The organism is Pseudomonas sp. UBA7500, from assembly GCF_002478435.1.
Lineage (GTDB): Bacteria > Pseudomonadota > Gammaproteobacteria > Pseudomonadales > Pseudomonadaceae > Aquipseudomonas > Aquipseudomonas palmensis.
Genome location: NZ_DLNW01000002.1, coordinates 251092 through 266645, shown reverse-complemented (window position 1 = coordinate 266645; position 15554 = coordinate 251092). Strand labels below are relative to the sequence as shown.

Here is a 15554-nt window from a genome sequence, read left to right as displayed (position 1 = left end):
GTCTGCGCTTCGCTATCCGTGAAGGCGGTCGTACCGTCGGCGCCGGCGTCGTAGCCAAAATCATCGAGTAATCGTTGATCGTTTAGAAAGGCCCCCGCTTTTGCGGGGGCTTTTTTATTGGGTTGACACTCAGTGGGGGTGTCTATAGAATCACGCCTCCTTTTAACGGGCGTAGTGCGCCCGGTGGGAATAGCAGCCTGGAGTCTGAAATCCAATGCAAAATCAGCAAATCCGTATCAGGTTGAAGGCTTTTGACCATCGCCTGATCGACCAATCCACCCAGGAAATCGTGGAAACCGCGAAACGTACTGGTGCTCAAGTGCGTGGTCCAATTCCACTGCCTACCCGTAAAGAGCGGTTCACCGTTCTGGTCTCCCCGCACGTCAACAAAGACGCGCGTGACCAGTACGAGATCCGTACTCATAAGCGCGTACTGGACATCGTCCAGCCAACGGATAAAACCGTTGATGCTCTTATGAAGCTTGATCTTGCGGCAGGCGTGGAAGTGCAGATCAGCCTCGGCTAAGACTCGGGTCTTAGTCGTGTAACGCTCTGAAATGGGCGGCCATAGCGGGTGAAAGCCCCGTACACTCATGAGGTTTACAACATGACTATTGGTGTAGTCGGTCGTAAATGCGGTATGACCCGTATTTTCACCGAAGAAGGTGTCTCCATTCCGGTCACGGTCATTGAGATCGAGCCGAATCGCGTCACCCAGTTCAAAACCGAAGAAACTGATGGCTATCGCGCAGTGCAAGTCACTGTTGGCGAGCGTCGCGCTTCGCGTGTGACTGCTGCTCAAGCAGGTCACTTCGCTAAAGCGAACGTTGCCGCTGGTCGCGGTGTCTGGGAATTCCGTCTTGAAGAAGGCGAGTACCAGGCTGGCGACTTGATCAATGCAGAAATCTTCGCTGCTGGCCAAATGGTAGACGTTACCGGTCAGTCGAAAGGTAAAGGCTTTGCCGGTACCATCAAGCGTTGGAATTTCCGCGGTCAAGACAATACCCACGGTAACTCCGTTTCCCACCGCGTCCCGGGCTCTATCGGCCAGTGCCAGACTCCTGGTCGTGTATTCAAGGGCAAAAAAATGTCCGGTCACATGGGCGCCGAGCGCGTGACCGTTCAGTCCCTCGAAGTAGTGCGCGTCGACGCTGAACGCAATCTGTTGCTGGTCAAGGGTGCCGTTCCTGGCGCTACTGGCGGCAATCTGGTTGTGCGTCCGGCTGCCAAGGCTCGCGGTTAAGGGGAAGCTGACATGCAACTAAATGTAAATGACGCTCAAGCGATCGAAGTTTCCGAACTGACTTTCGGCGGCGAATTCAACGAGACGCTGGTACACCAAGCAGTCGTGGCCTACATGGCCGGCGGCCGTCAGGGCACCAAGCAGCAGAAAACCCGTTCCGACGTTGCTGGTGGCGGCAAGCGCCCATGGCGTCAGAAAGGCACTGGCCGCGCTCGTGCCGGTACTATCCGTAGCCCAATCTGGCGTGGCGGCGGTACCACTTTCGCAGCTCGTCCTCAAGACCACTCGCAGAAGCTCAACAAGAAGATGTACCGCGCAGCAATGCGTTCCATCCTCGCCGAGCTGGTGCGTACCGACCGTCTGGTCGTGGTTCAGGACTTCGCTGTTGAAGCACCGAAAACCAAAGACCTGCTGAACAAACTGAACGGCATGGGTCTGAGCGACGTACTGATCGTTTCTGATGCTGTTGATCAGAATCTGTACCTGGCTGCTCGCAACCTGCCGCACGTCGACGTACGTGACGTACAGGGTTCCGATCCGGTCAGTCTGATCGCATACGACAAGGTGTTGATCACCGTGTCGGCCGTGAAGAAATTCGAGGAGCTGCTGGGATGAACCAGGAACGCGTATTTAAAGTTCTACTTGGCCCGCACGTTTCCGAGAAGGCCACGGTTCTGGCTGACAAGAAAGGCCAGTTCGTTTTCAAGGTTGCTACCGACGCAACCAAGCTGGAAATCAAGAAGGCCGTCGAAAGCCTGTTCAGCGTGAAAGTGGAAAGCGTGACTACCCTGAACGTTCTGGGTAAGACCAAGCGTACCGCTCGCGGTCTGGGCAAGCGTAATGACTGGAAGAAGGCGATCATCTCCCTTCAACCCGGCCAAGATCTCGATTTCAGCAGCAGTGCTGAGTAAGGAAGGGGTGCATCATGGCAATCGTTAAATGCAAACCGACTTCCCCTGGCCGCCGTTTCGTGGTCAAGGTGGTCAACAAGGAGCTGCATAAAGGCGCTCCTCACGCACCGCTGCTCGAGAAGAAATCGAAGTCTGGTGGTCGTAACAACAATGGCCGCATCACTACGCGTCACGTAGGTGGTGGTCATAAGCAGCATTACCGTATGGTCGACTTCCGTCGCAACGACAAGGACGGCATCGTCGCCACTGTCGAGCGTATCGAATACGACCCGAACCGTACTGCTCACATCGCACTGCTCTGCTACGCAGACGGCGAGCGCCGCTACATCATCGCCCCTAAAGGCGTGAGTGCTGGCGACCAGCTGATTGCAGGTGCTCTGGCTCCAATCAAGCCAGGCAACTCCCTGCAACTGCGCAACATTCCAGTGGGTAGCACCATTCACGGCATCGAACTGAAGCCGGGCAAAGGTGCACAGATCGCTCGTTCCGCTGGTGCTTCGGCTCAGCTGATCGCTCGCGAAGGTGTCTATGTGACCCTGCGTCTGCGCTCTGGTGAAATGCGTAAAGTCCTGGCTGAGTGCCGTGCGACCCTGGGCGAAGTCTCGAACTCCGAGCACAGCCTGCGTTCGCTGGGTAAAGCTGGTGCCAAACGCTGGCGTGGCGTTCGCCCAACCGTTCGTGGTGTTGCCATGAACCCGGTTGACCACCCACATGGTGGTGGTGAAGGTCGTACCTCCGGTGGTCGTCATCCGGTATCGCCATGGGGCTTCCCGACTAAGGGCGCGAAGACTCGTGGTAATAAGCGTACCGACAAAATGATCGTCCGTCGTCGCAAGTAAATAGAGGGATACGACAGTGCCACGTTCTCTGAAAAAAGGTCCTTTTATCGATCTTCACCTACTGAAGAAGATCGAAGTGGCGGCGGAAAAGAACGATCGCAAACCAGTTAAGACCTGGTCGCGCCGTTCGATGATCCTGCCACAAATGGTCGGTCTGACCATCGCGGTACACAACGGTCGCCAACACGTCCCAGTTCTCGTGAACGAAGACATGGTCGGCCATAAACTGGGCGAGTTCGCCGGTACCCGCACCTACCGCGGGCACGTGGCTGACAAGAAAGCCAAGCGTTAAGGGGTAAGGAAATGGAAGTAGCCGCTAAGTTGTCGGGCGCTCGCATCTCCGCCCAGAAAGCCCGCTTGGTCGCCGACCAGATCCGCGGGAAGAAGGTGGGCGAAGCGCTCAACCTGTTGGCCTTCAGCAGCAAAAAAGCCGCTGAAATCATGAAGAAAGTCCTCGAGTCGGCCGTAGCCAACGCCGAGCATAACGAAGGCGCAGACGTTGATGACCTGAAGGTCTCCACCGTTTTCGTCAACGAAGGGCGTTCGCTGAAGCGCATCATGCCGCGTGCCAAAGGCCGCGCTGATCGCATCGTCAAGCGGTCTTGCCATATCACTGTCAAGGTTGCGGACAAGTAACGGAGTCGATCAGATGGGTCAGAAAGTACATCCCACTGGCATTCGCCTGGGAATCGTCAAGGAGCACACCTCCGTCTGGTACGCAGACGGTCGGACTTATGCGGACTATTTGCTCGCAGATCTGAATGTGCGTGAGTACCTCCAAGACAAACTAAAAAGCGCGTCCGTTAGCCGTATCGATATCCATCGTCCGGCTCAAACTGCACGCATCACCATCCACACCGCTCGTCCAGGTATCGTTATCGGGAAGAAAGGTGAAGATGTTGAGAAACTGCGTCAGGACCTGACCAAGCAAATGGGTGTGCCTGTGCACATCAATATCGAAGAGATCCGCAAGCCGGAACTCGACGGTATGCTGGTAGCTCAGAGCGTAGCTCAGCAGCTGGAGCGTCGTGTGATGTTCCGTCGCGCCATGAAGCGCGCCGTACAGAACGCCATGCGTATTGGTGCCAAGGGCATCAAGATCCAGGTGAGCGGTCGTCTCGGCGGTGCTGAAATCGCACGTACTGAATGGTATCGCGAAGGTCGTGTGCCACTGCACACCCTGCGTGCCGACATCGACTATGCCACTTACGAAGCTCACACCACTTACGGTGTGATCGGTGTGAAGGTTTGGATTTTCAAAGGCGAAGTTATTGGTGGTCGCCAAGAAGAACTGAAACCACAAGCACCAGCGCCTCGTAAAAAAGCTGCTAAGTAAGGGGTACGCCAAATGTTGCAACCAAAGCGTACAAAATTCCGCAAGCAGATGACTGGCCACAACCGTGGTCTGGCACTGCGCGGTAGCAAAGTCAGCTTCGGCGAGTTTGCTCTGAAAGCTGTTGCTCGCGGTCGTCTCACCGCTCGCCAGATCGAATCGGCACGTCGTGCCCTGACCCGTCACGTAAAACGTGGCGGCAAGATCTGGATCCGTGTATTCCCGGACAAGCCGATCTCCAAGAAGCCTCTCGAAGTGCGGATGGGTAAAGGTAAGGGTTCCGTGGAGTACTGGGTTGCCCAGATCCAGCCAGGCAAGGTCCTGTACGAGATCGAGGGTGTTTCTGAAGAGCTGGCGCGTGAGGCATTCGCCTTGGCGGCTGCAAAGCTGCCTCTCGCCACCTCCTTTGTTAAGCGGACGGTGATGTGATGAAAGCGAATGAACTTCGTGAAAAATCAGCACAGCAGCTGAACGAGCAACTGCTCGGCTTGCTGCGCGACCAGTTCAATCTGCGTATGCAGAAGGCAACTGGCCAGTTGGGGCAGTCGCACCTGCTCTCGCAAGTTAAGCGTGACATCGCTCGCGTGAAAACTGTGCTCAACCAGCAGGCAGGTAAGTGATCATGGCTGAAGCTGAAAAAACCGTCCGTACGCTGACTGGCCGTGTCGTCAGCGACAAGATGGACAAAACCATCACCGTACTGATCGAGCGTCGCGTAAAGCACCCGATCTACGGTAAATACGTTAAGCGTTCGACTAAGCTGCACGCGCACGACGAAACCAACCAGTGCCACATCGGCGACAAGGTCTCCATCCGCGAGACTCGTCCGCTGGCCAAGACCAAGTCCTGGGCACTGGTTGAAGTTCTCGAACGCGCTGTTGAAGTCTAAGGGCTAGGGGTCGGAGAAATTTTATGATTCAGACTCAATCCATGCTCGATGTGGCCGATAACAGCGGCGCTCGTCGCGTCATGTGCATCAAGGTGCTCGGCGGTTCGCACCGTCGCTACGCCGGTATCGGTGACATCATCAAGGTAACCGTCAAGGAAGCAATTCCTCGCGGTAAAGTGAAGAAAGGCCAGGTGATGACTGCTGTTGTAGTCCGCACTCGCCACGGTGTCCGTCGTGCTGACGGCTCCATCATCCGCTTTGATGGCAATGCTGCTGTTCTGCTGAACAACAAGCAAGAGCCGATCGGCACCCGTATCTTTGGGCCAGTGACCCGTGAACTTCGTACTGAGAAGTTCATGAAGATCGTCTCGCTCGCCCCAGAAGTGCTGTAAGGAGATCCGACATGCAAAAGATTCGTCGTGACGACGAGATCATCGTGATCGCCGGCAAAGACAAAGGTAAGCGCGGTAAGGTGCTCAAGGTTCTCGCTGACGACCGTCTGGTCGTTGGTGGGATCAACCTGGTGAAGCGTCATACCAAGCCTAACCCTATGTCGGGCGTACAAGGCGGTATCGTCGAGAAAGAAGCGCCACTGCACGCTTCCAACGTCGCCATCTTCAACGGCGAAACCAACAAGGCTGACCGCGTTGGTTTCAAAGTAGAAGAAGGCAAAAAAATTCGTGTCTTCAAGTCGACCCAAAAAGCGGTTGATGCTTGAACACTGCTAGGTAGAAGACCATGGCACGACTGAAAGAGATTTACCGGAAGGAAATTGCTCCCAAGCTTAAGGAAGAACTTAAGCTGGCGAACGTGATGGAAGTTCCGCGCGTTACCAAGATCACCCTGAACATGGGTCTGGGCGAAGCTGTCGGCGACAAGAAAGTCATCGAGCACGCTGTAGCTGACCTCGAGAAGATCACCGGTCAAAAAGCCGTTGTGACTTTCGCTCGGAAATCCATCGCGGGCTTCAAAGTCCGTGAGGGCTGGCCGATCGGCGTCAAAGTCACTCTGCGCCGTGATCGTATGTACGAATTCCTGGACCGCCTGCTGGCGATCTCCCTGCCTCGGGTTCGCGACTTCCGCGGCCTGAATGCCAAGTCCTTCGACGGTCGTGGCAACTACAGCATGGGCGTGAAAGAGCAGATCATCTTCCCGGAAATCGACTACGACAAGATCGATGCTCTGCGCGGTCTGGACATTACCCTGACCACCACTGCTCGTACGGATGACGAAGGTCGCGCTCTGCTGCGCGCTTTCAAATTCCCGTTCCGCAACTGATTGGAGTAGGAAAATGGCCAAGAAGAGCATGAAAAACCGCGAGCTGAAGCGTCAGCTCACGGTTGCTAAATACGCCAAGAAGCGTGCTGAGCTCAAAGCTACCATCGTTAATCTGAATGCAACTCCAGAAGAACGTTGGGCAGCCTCGATCGCTCTGCAGAAGCAGCCACGTGACGCAAGCGCCTCGCGCATGCGTAACCGCTGCCGCATCACCGGTCGTCCGCACGGCGTTTACCGCAAGTTCGGCCTCGGCCGTAACAAGCTGCGTGAAGCAGCAATGCGCGGTGACGTTCCAGGTCTGGTCAAAGCCAGCTGGTAAGACGTACCGGCAGGGCCCTGGCGGCGGGGGAGTGATCTTCCGACCGCCGGTGATCTTGCAACGAAACAAGCCCCTTATGGGGCTTGTTTCGTTTCTGGGATGTGTCTAGAATGACCGGCTCACCTGAGCCCGGGTTTTTTGCCCGTTGCGATCAGGTGACTGTAGTAGCCGAAAGGCTAATTTTTCTTGTATCAGGAGCGTCTAGCCCATGAGTATGCAGGACCCGTTAGCGGACATGCTAACTCGAATCCGTAATGCCCAGATGGCTGAAAAGTCCGTCGTAAGCATGCCGTCCTCGACCCTGAAGGTGGCTGTAGCCAAAGTTCTGAAAGACGAAGGTTACATCGCGGGTTATCAGGTCAGCAGTGAAGTCAAACCTTCGCTGTCCATCGAGCTGAAATACTTCGAAGGCCGTCCGGTCATCGAGGAAGTCAAGCGCGTAAGTCGTCCAGGCCTGCGTCAGTACAAGTCCGTCGAAGAACTGCCGAAAGTACGTGGCGGTCTGGGCGTGTCTATCGTCTCCACCAACAAAGGTGTGATGACTGATCGTGCTGCGCGCGCTGCCGGTGTCGGCGGCGAAGTACTCTGCACAGTGTTCTAAGGGGGGATAAGCATGTCTCGCGTCGCTAAGAACCCCGTTAAGCTGCCAGCCGGTGTCGAAGTCAAATTCGTCGGCCAACAGCTTTCGGTGAAGGGTGCCAAGGGCACTCTCGAACTGAACGTTCACTCGTCCGTTGAAGTTGTTGAAGAAGCTGGTGAGCTGCGTTTCGCTGCTCGCAACGGCGACCAACAAACTCGCGCAATGGCCGGCACTACCCGTGCACTCGTGAACAACATGGTCCAGGGCGTAAGCCAAGGCTTCGAGCGCAAGCTCCAGCTGGTCGGTGTTGGTTACAAGGCGCAAGCCAAGGGCACCGTGCTGAACCTGGCGCTCGGCTTCTCGCACCCAGTGGATTATGAACTGCCTGAGGGCATCACCGCTGAGACCCCTAGCCAGACCGACATCCTGATCAAGGGTATCGACAAGCAGCTGGTAGGTCAGGTGGCCGCTGAAATCCGCGACTTCCGTCCACCAGAGCCGTACAAAGGCAAGGGTGTGCGTTACGCGGACGAAGTCGTCCGTCGTAAAGAAGCCAAGAAGAAGTAGGGCATAGCAAATGACCGACAAAAAAGTTACTCGACTGCGTCGCGCTCGCAAAGCACGCCTGAAAATGCACGAACTCGAAGTCGTGCGTCTCTGCGTGTTCCGCTCCTCGCAGCACATCTATGCCCAGGTCATTTCGGCCGACGGCAGCAAAGTCCTGGCCAGCGCCTCGACTTTGGACAAAGACCTGCGTGATGGCGCCACTGGCAACATCGACGCGGCCACTAAGGTTGGCAAGCTGGTAGCTGAGCGCGCGAAAGCCGCCGGTGTATCTCAAGTTGCCTTTGACCGTTCTGGCTTCAAGTACCACGGCCGCGTTAAAGCGCTGGCAGATGGTGCTCGTGAAGGCGGACTGGAGTTCTAAGTTATGTCAAATAACGATCAAAAGCGCGACGAAGGCTACATCGAGAAGCTGGTTCAAGTTAACCGCGTAGCCAAAACCGTAAAAGGCGGCCGTATCTTCACCTTCACCGCGTTGACCGTGGTAGGTGATGGCAAGGGTCGCGTTGGTTTCGGCCGTGGCAAATCGCGCGAAGTACCTGCTGCGATCCAGAAAGCCATGGAAGCTGCCCGTCGCAACATGATTCAGGTAGACCTGAACGGCACCACTCTGCAGTACGCCACCAAGTCCGCCCACGGCGCTTCGAAGGTGTACATGCAGCCTGCTTCCGACGGTACCGGTATCATCGCCGGTGGCGCGATGCGTGCTGTCCTGGAAGTTGCTGGCGTTCAGAACGTCCTGGCCAAGTGCTACGGCTCGACCAACCCAGTGAACGTGGTTCATGCCACTTTCAAGGGTCTGAAGGCTATGCAATCTCCTGAATCCATTGCTGCCAAGCGCGGCAAGAGCGTCGAGGAGATCCGCTGATCATGGCTACCGTCAAAGTAACGCTGATCAAAAGCACCGCCGGCCGTCTCCCTAACCACAAACTGTGTGTTAAGGGTCTGGGTCTGCGCCGCATCGGTCACACTGTAGAAGTCCTGGATACTCCCGAGAATCGCGGGATGATCAACAAGGCTTACTACATGCTGCGCGTCGAGGGTTAATCGATGAAACTCAATGATCTGAGTCCAGCGCCGGGTTCCCGTCGCGAGAAGCATCGTCCGGGTCGTGGTATCGGTAGTGGTTTGGGCAAGACCGGTGGCCGTGGCCACAAAGGTCAGACCTCCCGCTCCGGTGGCACCATCGCTCCAGGCTTTGAAGGCGGTCAACAGCCGCTGCACCGTCGTCTGCCGAAATTCGGCTTCGTTTCCCTGAAAGCCATGGACCGCGCAGAAGTGCGTCTGTCCGAGTTGGCCAAAGTGGAAGGCGACGTTGTCACCGTGCAATCCTTGAAGGATGCCAACGTGATTAACCAAAACGTACAGCGTGTGAAAATCATGCTGTCCGGCGAAGTTACTCGCGCGGTCACCATCAAGGGTATCGCAGCCACCAAAGGTGCGCGTGCGGCTATCGAAGCAGCTGGCGGCAAGTTCGAGGAATAAATGGCTAAGCAAGGTGCTCTCTCTTCGCTCGGTAAAGGCGGGATGTCTGAACTTTGGGCTCGTCTGCGTTTTCTGTTTCTGGCGATCATCGTCTATCGGATAGGCGCACACATCCCAGTTCCAGGCATCAACCCGGACCGGCTGGCGGAACTGTTTCGACAGAATGAGGGGACCATTCTTAGCTTGTTCAACATGTTTTCCGGCGGCGCGCTGGAACGGATGAGCATCTTTGCACTGGGGATCATGCCGTACATTTCGGCATCGATCATCATGCAGCTGATGACCGCCGTCAGCCCGCAGCTGGAGCAGTTGAAGAAGGAAGGTGAAGCTGGCCGTCGCAAGATCAGCCAGTACACCCGCTACGGCACCGTTATCCTGGCGCTGGTCCAGGCTGTTGGCATGTCCATCGGCCTGGCCGGTCAGGGTGTAGCGTTTTCTGCTGACTTTGGCTTCCATTTCGTCGCGGTCTCCACGTTTGTGGCGGGTGCGATGTTCATGATGTGGCTGGGTGAGCAAATCACGGAGCGCGGTGTAGGCAACGGTATCTCGATGTTGATTTTCGCAGGTATCGTCGCCGGTCTTCCGAGAGCAATCGGGCAGTCTTTCGAGTCTGCACGTACGGGCGATATCAACATTTTCGCTCTGGTCGCTATCGGTTTGCTGGCAGTAGCGATTATCGGTTTTGTGGTGTTCATTGAGCGTGGTCAGCGTCGAATCGCCGTTCACTACGCCAAGCGTCAGCAGGGCCGCAAGGTCTTCGCTGCGCAGACTAGCCACTTGCCGCTGAAGGTGAACATGGCCGGGGTCATCCCAGCCATCTTCGCAAGCAGCATTTTGCTGTTCCCGGCTTCGCTGGGTGCCTGGTTTGGTCAGTCTGAAGGTATGGGCTGGCTGCAGGACATCTCGCAGTCGATCGCTCCTGGTCAGCCGTTGAATATTCTGCTGTTTAGTGCAGGGATTATTTTCTTCTGCTTCTTCTATACGGCGTTGATGTTCAATCCGAAAGACGTAGCGGAAAACCTGAAGAAGTCCGGTGCCTTTATTCCGGGCATCCGTCCAGGCGAGCAGTCGGCGCGCTACATTGATGGCGTTCTGACCCGCTTGACCATGTTCGGTGCTCTTTATATGACGGCCGTGTGTCTGTTGCCCCAGTTCCTGGTGGTAGCGGCAAACGTTCCGTTCTACCTTGGCGGGACCTCGTTGCTGATTGTGGTAGTGGTTGTGATGGACTTCATGTCCCAAGTACAATCGCACCTCGTTTCGCACCAGTACGAATCCCTGATGAAGAAAGCCAACCTGAAAGGCTACGGTGGCAGCGGAATGCTGCGCTGAGAGACCCTTAAGGTTCGAGGAGTTGGTGATGAAAGTTCGTGCATCGGTGAAAAAGCTGTGCCGTAACTGCAAAATTATTCGCCGCGAAGGTGTTGTGCGAGTGATTTGCAGCGCGGAACCACGTCACAAGCAGCGCCAAGGCTGAGTGTGATCTGTGCTTCAAACCCAGCAGCTAGTGCGCTGCTGGGTTGATTATTTGTTTCTACAGCGATATTATCTCGCGCCCTATTTCTTGGCTTCCGGGGCGTAGGTAGCTGTCAATTGGAGTCCCACTGAATGGCCCGTATTGCAGGCGTTAACATTCCAGATAACAAGCACACTGTTATCTCGCTGACCTACATCTATGGTGTCGGTCGCACAACTGCACAGAAAATCTGTGCAGACACTGGGGTCAACCCAGCCGTGAAGATCAAAGATCTGAGCGACGAGCAGATTGAACAGCTGCGTAGCGAAGTTGCGAAGTTCACCACTGAAGGTGACCTGCGTCGCGACATCAACATGAAAATCAAGCGGTTGATGGACCTGGGTTGCTACCGCGGCCTGCGTCATCGTCGGGGTCTGCCAGTACGCGGTCAGCGTACCAAGACCAACGCGCGTACCCGTAAAGGTCCGCGTAAGCCGATCCGCAAGTAATCGCACCAGCGAATCGACAGGAATATAGACATGGCAAAACCTGCTGCTCGTCCTCGTAAAAAAGTTAAAAAGACAGTGGTTGATGGCATCGCCCACATCCATGCGTCCTTTAACAACACCATCGTGACCATTACCGATCGTCAAGGTAACGCCCTGTCCTGGGCTACCTCCGGCGGTTCGGGTTTCCGCGGTTCCCGCAAGTCCACCCCGTTCGCTGCTCAAGTAGCTGCTGAGCGTGCTGGTCAAGCTGCGCTGGAATATGGTCTGAAGAACCTCGACGTCAACGTCAAGGGTCCAGGTCCAGGTCGTGAGTCCGCTGTTCGTGCTCTGAACGGCTGTGGCTACAAGATCGCCAGCATCACCGACGTGACGCCAATCCCGCATAACGGGTGCCGTCCGCCGAAGAAGCGCCGCGTGTAATCAGGAGACAGATAAATGGCACGTTACATTGGTCCAAAATGCAAACTGTCTCGTCGTGAAGGCACCGATCTGTTCCTGAAGAGCGGCGTTCGCGCTCTGGAATCGAAGTGCAACATCGAAGCAGCCCCAGGTATTCACGGTCAGCGCCGCGGTCGTCAGTCCGACTACGGCACCCAGCTGCGTGAAAAGCAAAAAGTCCGTCGTATCTACGGCGTGCTCGAGCGTCAGTTCAGCGGTTACTACAAGCAAGCGGCCTCCTCGAAGGGCGCTACTGGTGAGAACCTGCTGCAACTGCTCGAATGCCGTCTGGATAACGTCGTTTATCGTATGGGCTTTGGCGCTACTCGTGCCGAATCCCGTCAGCTGGTTTCGCACAAAGCGATCAGCGTTAACGGCAAGACTGTAAACGTTCCGTCCTACCAAGTTCGTCCGGGTGACGTGGTCGCGGTTCGCGAGAAGTCGCTGAACCAGCTGCGCATTGTTCAAGCCCTTGAACTGTGCGCCCAGCGTGGCCGCGTTGAGTGGGTAGATGTAGACACCGCGAAGAAGTCGGGCGTTTTCAAGAACGTTCCTGCTCGCAGTGATCTGTCTGCCGACATCAACGAAAGCCTGATTGTCGAGCTCTACTCCAAGTAAGGGCTAGAAAATAGGTGCATCCATGCAGATTTCGGTAAATGAGTTCCTGACGCCCCGCCACATCGATGTGCAGGTCGTCAGTCCAACCCGCGCTAAAATCACTCTCGAGCCTCTCGAGCGTGGTTTTGGCCATACCCTGGGCAACGCGCTGCGCCGCATCCTGTTGTCCTCCATGCCTGGCTGTGCAGTAGTCGAGGCCGAGATCGACGGTGTACTCCACGAGTACTCCGCCATCGAAGGTGTTCAGGAAGACGTCATTGAAATCCTGTTGAACCTGAAAGGCCTGGCTATCAAACTGCACGGTCGTGACGAAGTTACGCTGACCTTGTCGAAGAAGGGTTCGGGGGTGGTTACCGCTGCCGATATTCAGCTGGATCATGATGTCGAGATCGTTAACCCCGATCACGTAATCGCTAACCTGGCGTCCAATGGCGCCTTGAACATGAAGCTCACCGTAGCTCGTGGTCGTGGTTATGAACCGGCCGATTCGCGTCAGAGCGATGAAGACGAAAGCCGCAGCATTGGTCGCTTGCAGCTCGACTCTTCGTTCAGCCCGGTTCGCCGTATCGCATACGTGGTGGAAAACGCCCGTGTCGAGCAGCGTACTAACCTGGACAAGCTGGTTATTGATCTGGAAACCAACGGTACTCTGGATCCTGAAGAGGCAATCCGTCGTGCTGCAACCATCCTGCAACAGCAGTTGGCTGCATTCGTCGACCTCAAGGGTGACAGCGAACCAGTGGTAGTCGAACAGGAAGACGAGATCGATCCGATCCTGCTTCGTCCGGTTGACGATCTGGAATTGACCGTGCGTTCGGCCAACTGCCTTAAGGCGGAGAACATTTACTACATCGGCGACCTGATTCAGCGTACCGAAGTAGAACTGTTGAAGACTCCGAACCTGGGCAAGAAATCCTTGACCGAAATCAAGGACGTTCTGGCCTCCCGTGGTCTGTCCCTCGGCATGCGCCTCGACAACTGGCCGCCTGCAAGTCTTAAGAAGGACGACAAGGCGACTGCCTGATCGTCGTAATCACCGAACGTAGTGTTTGGTAAGGAATGAACCCATGCGTCATCGTAAAAGTGGACGTCACCTGAGCCGTACCAGCTCTCACCGTAAGGCCATGTTCCAGAACATGGCGGTGTCGCTGTTCGAGCACGAGCTGATCAAAACTACTCTGCCAAAAGCCAAGGAACTGCGCCGCGTTGCCGAGCCGCTGATCACCCTGGCCAAGGAAGACAGCGTTGCTAACCGTCGTCTGGCTTTCGACCGTACCCGTTCGAAAGAAATCGTCGGTAAGCTGTTCAACGATCTGGGCAAGCGCTATGCCACCCGTCAGGGCGGCTACCTGCGTATCCTCAAGTGCGGTTTCCGCGCTGGCGATAACGCACCTATGGCGTACGTCGAGCTGGTTGATCGTCCTGTTGGTGGCTCGGTTGAAGCTGCTGAGTAAGGCGAACAGTCTGTAACAAGGAACCGGGCCCAGTGCCCGGTTTTTTGTTTCTGCGTGAATTGAAATAATCTATTGATCTCAGTCATGTAATGAATTTGATGGTGTCATGTTCCTGGTCGATACTTCTGCCTACGCCGATTAGCCGGCCGCAAAAGTCTGATTAAGGAGAGAGTGCATGAGCCAGAACAAAACGCTGACCACCGCCAGTGGCGCGCCGGTCGCCGACAACCAGAACTCGCGTTCGGCAGGCCCGCGGGGTCCGTTGTTGCTGGAAGACTTCCACCTGATTGAAAAGCTTGCGCACTTCAACCGCGAGAACATCCCTGAGCGCCGTGTACACGCCAAGGGGTCGGGTGCCTATGGCACGTTCACCGCCAGCCGCGATATCACCCAGTACACCTGCGCCAAGCTGTTCAGCAGCGTCGGCAAGCAGACCGAGACCTTCCTGCGTTTCTCCACCGTGGGTGGCGAGCGGGGTTCGGCCGATACCGAGCGTGACCCTCGCGGTTTTGCACTCAAGTTCTACACCGAGGAAGGCAACTGGGACATCGTGGGCAACAACACGCCGGTGTTCTTCATCCGTGATCCGTTGAAGTTCCCGGACTTCATCCACACCCAGAAGCGCCTGCCTCAAAGCAACCTGAAAAGCCCGCAGATGATGTGGGACTTCTGGTCGCATTCGCCCGAATCGCTGCACCAGGTCACCATCCTGTTCTCCGACCGCGGCATCCCGGACGGCTACCGTCACATGCACGGTTTCGGCAGCCACACCTACAGCCTGATCAACGCACAGGGCCAGCGTACCTGGGTCAAGTGGCACTTCAAGACCAAGCAGGGCATCAAGAACCTGGCGCCTGCCGAGGCGGCCCGCCTGGCCGGTACCGACCCGGATTACGCCCAGCGCGACCTGTTCGAAGCGATCGAGCGCGGTGACTTCCCGAAATGGAGCGTGTGCATCCAGGTCATGAGCGAAGCCGAGGCCGCCAGCCGTGCCGAGAACCCGTTCGACGTGACCAAGACCTGGTCGCAGAAGGACTATCCGCTGATCGAGGTGGGCGAACTGGAGCTCAACCGCAACCCGCTCAACTACTTTGCCGAAGTCGAGCAGGCCGCGTTCGGCCCCAGCAACATGATCCCCGGTGTGGGGCTGTCGCCAGACCGCATGCTGCAGGGCCGCGTATTCGCCTACGCAGACGCTCACCGTTACCGTGTGGGTACCAACCACCAGCAACTGCCGGTAAACGCCCCACGCAGCCCGGTGAACAGCTACCAGCGCGATGGTTCGATGGCTTTTGGCAGCAACGGCGGTGCGGCGCCCAACTACGAGCCCAACAGCTACGCCGACGCACCCAAGCAGGCCCCGCAGTACGCTGAGCCTGCGCTGGCCCTCGGTGGCGCAGCAGACCGTTACGATCATCGTGAAGACACCGACTACTACAGCCATGCCGGTGCGCTGTTCCGCCTGATGAACGATGAGCAGAAGGCCCTGCTGATCGCCAACATCGCCGGCACCATGGCCAGCGTCTCGCGCGATGTCGTGGAGCGTCAGCTGCAGCACTTCTTCAAGGCCGATCCGGCCTACGGAGGGGGAATCGCAAAGGCATTGGGTCTCAATCTGGCCTAAGTCGAAGTGATAAG

The 15554-nt window shown here is 56.4% G+C and carries 29 protein-coding genes; all 29 read left to right on the top strand.

Going from position 1 to position 15554, the window contains the following annotated elements; all coding sequences use genetic code 11:
- Nucleotides 1–214: 214 nt before the first annotated feature.
- The 29 genes from rpsJ to B4I46_RS02650 all read left to right on the top strand — a co-directional run bounded on the left by rpsJ (nt 215) and on the right by B4I46_RS02650 (nt 15540).
- Complete coding sequence (rpsJ, locus tag B4I46_RS02790) at nt 215–526, top strand: 30S ribosomal protein S10 (RefSeq protein WP_003186070.1); 312 nt, start codon at nt 215–217, stop codon at nt 524–526.
- An 81-nt stretch (nt 527–607) separates the two neighbouring features.
- Nucleotides 608–1243, top strand: a complete 636-nt coding sequence (gene rplC, locus B4I46_RS02785) for a 50S ribosomal protein L3 (RefSeq protein ID WP_043861931.1) — start codon at nt 608–610, stop codon at nt 1241–1243.
- 12 nt (nt 1244–1255) lie between these two features.
- Nucleotides 1256–1858, top strand: coding sequence for a 50S ribosomal protein L4 (gene rplD, locus B4I46_RS02780; protein ID WP_010220305.1), 603 nt, complete (start codon nt 1256–1258; stop codon nt 1856–1858).
- Nucleotides 1855–2154 (top strand): 50S ribosomal protein L23, encoded by a 300-nt coding sequence (rplW, locus tag B4I46_RS02775; protein ID WP_009397515.1) that lies wholly within the window; start codon nt 1855–1857, stop codon nt 2152–2154. The genes rplD and rplW overlap by 4 nt, the downstream gene beginning before the upstream one ends.
- 14 nt (nt 2155–2168) lie before the next feature.
- A complete protein-coding gene (rplB, locus tag B4I46_RS02770) occupies nt 2169–2993 on the top strand; it encodes a 50S ribosomal protein L2 (RefSeq protein WP_078481646.1) in 825 nt (274 codons plus the stop codon).
- Between the two features lie 16 nt (nt 2994–3009).
- A complete protein-coding gene (gene rpsS, locus B4I46_RS02765) occupies nt 3010–3285 on the top strand; it encodes a 30S ribosomal protein S19 (RefSeq protein WP_002555486.1) in 276 nt (91 codons plus the stop codon).
- 11 nt (nt 3286–3296) lie between these two features.
- Nucleotides 3297–3629, top strand: a complete 333-nt coding sequence (gene rplV, locus B4I46_RS02760; RefSeq protein ID WP_003103908.1) for a 50S ribosomal protein L22 — start codon at nt 3297–3299, stop codon at nt 3627–3629.
- Nucleotides 3630–3642: 13 nt separating this feature from the next.
- Complete coding sequence (rpsC, locus tag B4I46_RS02755; protein ID WP_010220308.1) at nt 3643–4329, top strand: 30S ribosomal protein S3; 687 nt, start codon at nt 3643–3645, stop codon at nt 4327–4329.
- Between the two features lie 12 nt (nt 4330–4341).
- On the top strand, nt 4342–4755 hold the full coding sequence (gene rplP, locus B4I46_RS02750) for a 50S ribosomal protein L16 (RefSeq protein ID WP_003255479.1): 414 nt from the start codon (nt 4342–4344) through the stop codon (nt 4753–4755).
- A complete protein-coding gene (gene rpmC / locus B4I46_RS02745) occupies nt 4755–4946 on the top strand; it encodes a 50S ribosomal protein L29 (protein WP_002555481.1) in 192 nt (63 codons plus the stop codon). Before rplP ends, rpmC begins: the two co-directional genes overlap by 1 nt.
- Nucleotides 4947–4948: 2 nt before the next feature.
- Complete coding sequence (gene rpsQ, locus B4I46_RS02740) at nt 4949–5215, top strand: 30S ribosomal protein S17 (RefSeq protein WP_008374160.1); 267 nt, start codon at nt 4949–4951, stop codon at nt 5213–5215.
- A gap of 23 nt (nt 5216–5238) precedes the next feature.
- The gene (gene rplN / locus B4I46_RS02735; RefSeq protein ID WP_002555479.1) at nt 5239–5607 is read left to right on the top strand and encodes a 50S ribosomal protein L14; all 369 of its coding nucleotides are present in this window, start codon (nt 5239–5241) and stop codon (nt 5605–5607) included.
- Between the two features lie 11 nt (nt 5608–5618).
- Nucleotides 5619–5933 (top strand): 50S ribosomal protein L24, encoded by a 315-nt coding sequence (gene rplX / locus B4I46_RS02730; RefSeq protein WP_008374158.1) that lies wholly within the window; start codon nt 5619–5621, stop codon nt 5931–5933.
- A gap of 20 nt (nt 5934–5953) precedes the next feature.
- Nucleotides 5954–6493, top strand: coding sequence for a 50S ribosomal protein L5 (gene rplE, locus B4I46_RS02725; protein ID WP_043861930.1), 540 nt, complete (start codon nt 5954–5956; stop codon nt 6491–6493).
- A 13-nt stretch (nt 6494–6506) separates the two neighbouring features.
- Nucleotides 6507–6812, top strand: a complete 306-nt coding sequence (rpsN, locus tag B4I46_RS02720; RefSeq protein WP_043861929.1) for a 30S ribosomal protein S14 — start codon at nt 6507–6509, stop codon at nt 6810–6812.
- A gap of 208 nt (nt 6813–7020) precedes the next feature.
- Nucleotides 7021–7413 carry a 30S ribosomal protein S8 gene (gene rpsH, locus B4I46_RS02715; RefSeq protein ID WP_010220313.1) on the top strand — a complete coding sequence of 131 codons (393 nt, stop codon included), beginning with the start codon at nt 7021–7023 and terminating at the stop codon, nt 7411–7413.
- A gap of 12 nt (nt 7414–7425) precedes the next feature.
- Nucleotides 7426–7959, top strand: a complete 534-nt coding sequence (gene rplF, locus B4I46_RS02710) for a 50S ribosomal protein L6 (RefSeq protein ID WP_043861928.1) — start codon at nt 7426–7428, stop codon at nt 7957–7959.
- 10 nt (nt 7960–7969) lie between these two features.
- Nucleotides 7970–8320: a 50S ribosomal protein L18 gene (gene rplR / locus B4I46_RS02705; RefSeq protein WP_043861927.1), complete on the top strand. Its 351-nt coding sequence runs from the start codon at nt 7970–7972 to the stop codon at nt 8318–8320.
- 3 nt (nt 8321–8323) lie between these two features.
- Nucleotides 8324–8824 (top strand): 30S ribosomal protein S5, encoded by a 501-nt coding sequence (gene rpsE, locus B4I46_RS02700; RefSeq protein WP_043861926.1) that lies wholly within the window; start codon nt 8324–8326, stop codon nt 8822–8824.
- 2 nt (nt 8825–8826) lie between these two features.
- Complete coding sequence (rpmD, locus tag B4I46_RS02695) at nt 8827–9003, top strand: 50S ribosomal protein L30 (protein ID WP_010220317.1); 177 nt, start codon at nt 8827–8829, stop codon at nt 9001–9003.
- A 3-nt stretch (nt 9004–9006) separates the two neighbouring features.
- On the top strand, nt 9007–9441 hold the full coding sequence (gene rplO, locus B4I46_RS02690; protein WP_010220318.1) for a 50S ribosomal protein L15: 435 nt from the start codon (nt 9007–9009) through the stop codon (nt 9439–9441).
- Nucleotides 9442–10773, top strand: a complete 1332-nt coding sequence (gene secY / locus B4I46_RS02685; RefSeq protein ID WP_043861925.1) for a preprotein translocase subunit SecY — start codon at nt 9442–9444, stop codon at nt 10771–10773.
- A 28-nt stretch (nt 10774–10801) separates the two neighbouring features.
- Nucleotides 10802–10918, top strand: coding sequence for a 50S ribosomal protein L36 (rpmJ, locus tag B4I46_RS02680; protein ID WP_002555468.1), 117 nt, complete (start codon nt 10802–10804; stop codon nt 10916–10918).
- 131 nt (nt 10919–11049) lie between these two features.
- Nucleotides 11050–11406 carry a 30S ribosomal protein S13 gene (gene rpsM, locus B4I46_RS02675; protein WP_043861924.1) on the top strand — a complete coding sequence of 119 codons (357 nt, stop codon included), beginning with the start codon at nt 11050–11052 and terminating at the stop codon, nt 11404–11406.
- Nucleotides 11407–11436: 30 nt separating this feature from the next.
- Nucleotides 11437–11826, top strand: a complete 390-nt coding sequence (gene rpsK / locus B4I46_RS02670) for a 30S ribosomal protein S11 (protein ID WP_002555466.1) — start codon at nt 11437–11439, stop codon at nt 11824–11826.
- Between the two features lie 15 nt (nt 11827–11841).
- On the top strand, nt 11842–12462 hold the full coding sequence (gene rpsD / locus B4I46_RS02665; protein ID WP_043861923.1) for a 30S ribosomal protein S4: 621 nt from the start codon (nt 11842–11844) through the stop codon (nt 12460–12462).
- Between the two features lie 22 nt (nt 12463–12484).
- Nucleotides 12485–13486, top strand: coding sequence for a DNA-directed RNA polymerase subunit alpha (locus B4I46_RS02660; protein WP_003186012.1), 1002 nt, complete (start codon nt 12485–12487; stop codon nt 13484–13486).
- Nucleotides 13487–13529: 43 nt separating this feature from the next.
- Complete coding sequence (gene rplQ / locus B4I46_RS02655) at nt 13530–13916, top strand: 50S ribosomal protein L17 (protein ID WP_002555463.1); 387 nt, start codon at nt 13530–13532, stop codon at nt 13914–13916.
- A 175-nt stretch (nt 13917–14091) separates the two neighbouring features.
- Nucleotides 14092–15540, top strand: a complete 1449-nt coding sequence (locus tag B4I46_RS02650) for a catalase (RefSeq protein WP_286898528.1) — start codon at nt 14092–14094, stop codon at nt 15538–15540.
- Nucleotides 15541–15554: the final 14 nt, after the last annotated feature.

What these genes read in the sequence shown, in the direction of transcription:
- rpsE (WP_043861926.1), top strand. Translation starts at nt 8,324, where the DNA reads ATGTCAAATAACGATCAAAAGCGCGACGAAGGCTACATCGAGAAGCTG.
- rplN (WP_002555479.1), top strand. Translation starts at nt 5,239, where the DNA reads ATGATTCAGACTCAATCCATGCTCGATGTGGCCGATAACAGCGGCGCT.
- secY (WP_043861925.1), top strand. Translation starts at nt 9,442, where the DNA reads ATGGCTAAGCAAGGTGCTCTCTCTTCGCTCGGTAAAGGCGGGATGTCT.
- rpsH (WP_010220313.1), top strand. Translation starts at nt 7,021, where the DNA reads ATGAGTATGCAGGACCCGTTAGCGGACATGCTAACTCGAATCCGTAAT.
- rplP (WP_003255479.1), top strand. Translation starts at nt 4,342, where the DNA reads ATGTTGCAACCAAAGCGTACAAAATTCCGCAAGCAGATGACTGGCCAC.
- rpmD (WP_010220317.1), top strand. Translation starts at nt 8,827, where the DNA reads ATGGCTACCGTCAAAGTAACGCTGATCAAAAGCACCGCCGGCCGTCTC.
- rpsC (WP_010220308.1), top strand. Translation starts at nt 3,643, where the DNA reads ATGGGTCAGAAAGTACATCCCACTGGCATTCGCCTGGGAATCGTCAAG.
- rpsD (WP_043861923.1), top strand. Translation starts at nt 11,842, where the DNA reads ATGGCACGTTACATTGGTCCAAAATGCAAACTGTCTCGTCGTGAAGGC.
- rplV (WP_003103908.1), top strand. Translation starts at nt 3,297, where the DNA reads ATGGAAGTAGCCGCTAAGTTGTCGGGCGCTCGCATCTCCGCCCAGAAA.
- rplQ (WP_002555463.1), top strand. Translation starts at nt 13,530, where the DNA reads ATGCGTCATCGTAAAAGTGGACGTCACCTGAGCCGTACCAGCTCTCAC.
- rpsQ (WP_008374160.1), top strand. Translation starts at nt 4,949, where the DNA reads ATGGCTGAAGCTGAAAAAACCGTCCGTACGCTGACTGGCCGTGTCGTC.
- rplB (WP_078481646.1), top strand. Translation starts at nt 2,169, where the DNA reads ATGGCAATCGTTAAATGCAAACCGACTTCCCCTGGCCGCCGTTTCGTG.
- rpsM (WP_043861924.1), top strand. Translation starts at nt 11,050, where the DNA reads ATGGCCCGTATTGCAGGCGTTAACATTCCAGATAACAAGCACACTGTT.
- rpmJ (WP_002555468.1), top strand. Translation starts at nt 10,802, where the DNA reads ATGAAAGTTCGTGCATCGGTGAAAAAGCTGTGCCGTAACTGCAAAATT.
- rplO (WP_010220318.1), top strand. Translation starts at nt 9,007, where the DNA reads ATGAAACTCAATGATCTGAGTCCAGCGCCGGGTTCCCGTCGCGAGAAG.
- rpmC (WP_002555481.1), top strand. Translation starts at nt 4,755, where the DNA reads ATGAAAGCGAATGAACTTCGTGAAAAATCAGCACAGCAGCTGAACGAG.
- rplC (WP_043861931.1), top strand. Translation starts at nt 608, where the DNA reads ATGACTATTGGTGTAGTCGGTCGTAAATGCGGTATGACCCGTATTTTC.
- rpsN (WP_043861929.1), top strand. Translation starts at nt 6,507, where the DNA reads ATGGCCAAGAAGAGCATGAAAAACCGCGAGCTGAAGCGTCAGCTCACG.
- rplF (WP_043861928.1), top strand. Translation starts at nt 7,426, where the DNA reads ATGTCTCGCGTCGCTAAGAACCCCGTTAAGCTGCCAGCCGGTGTCGAA.
- rplR (WP_043861927.1), top strand. Translation starts at nt 7,970, where the DNA reads ATGACCGACAAAAAAGTTACTCGACTGCGTCGCGCTCGCAAAGCACGC.
- rplE (WP_043861930.1), top strand. Translation starts at nt 5,954, where the DNA reads ATGGCACGACTGAAAGAGATTTACCGGAAGGAAATTGCTCCCAAGCTT.
- rplW (WP_009397515.1), top strand. Translation starts at nt 1,855, where the DNA reads ATGAACCAGGAACGCGTATTTAAAGTTCTACTTGGCCCGCACGTTTCC.
- rplX (WP_008374158.1), top strand. Translation starts at nt 5,619, where the DNA reads ATGCAAAAGATTCGTCGTGACGACGAGATCATCGTGATCGCCGGCAAA.
- rpsK (WP_002555466.1), top strand. Translation starts at nt 11,437, where the DNA reads ATGGCAAAACCTGCTGCTCGTCCTCGTAAAAAAGTTAAAAAGACAGTG.
- rpsJ (WP_003186070.1), top strand. Translation starts at nt 215, where the DNA reads ATGCAAAATCAGCAAATCCGTATCAGGTTGAAGGCTTTTGACCATCGC.
- B4I46_RS02660 (WP_003186012.1), top strand. Translation starts at nt 12,485, where the DNA reads ATGCAGATTTCGGTAAATGAGTTCCTGACGCCCCGCCACATCGATGTG.
- B4I46_RS02650 (WP_286898528.1), top strand. Translation starts at nt 14,092, where the DNA reads ATGAGCCAGAACAAAACGCTGACCACCGCCAGTGGCGCGCCGGTCGCC.
- rplD (WP_010220305.1), top strand. Translation starts at nt 1,256, where the DNA reads ATGCAACTAAATGTAAATGACGCTCAAGCGATCGAAGTTTCCGAACTG.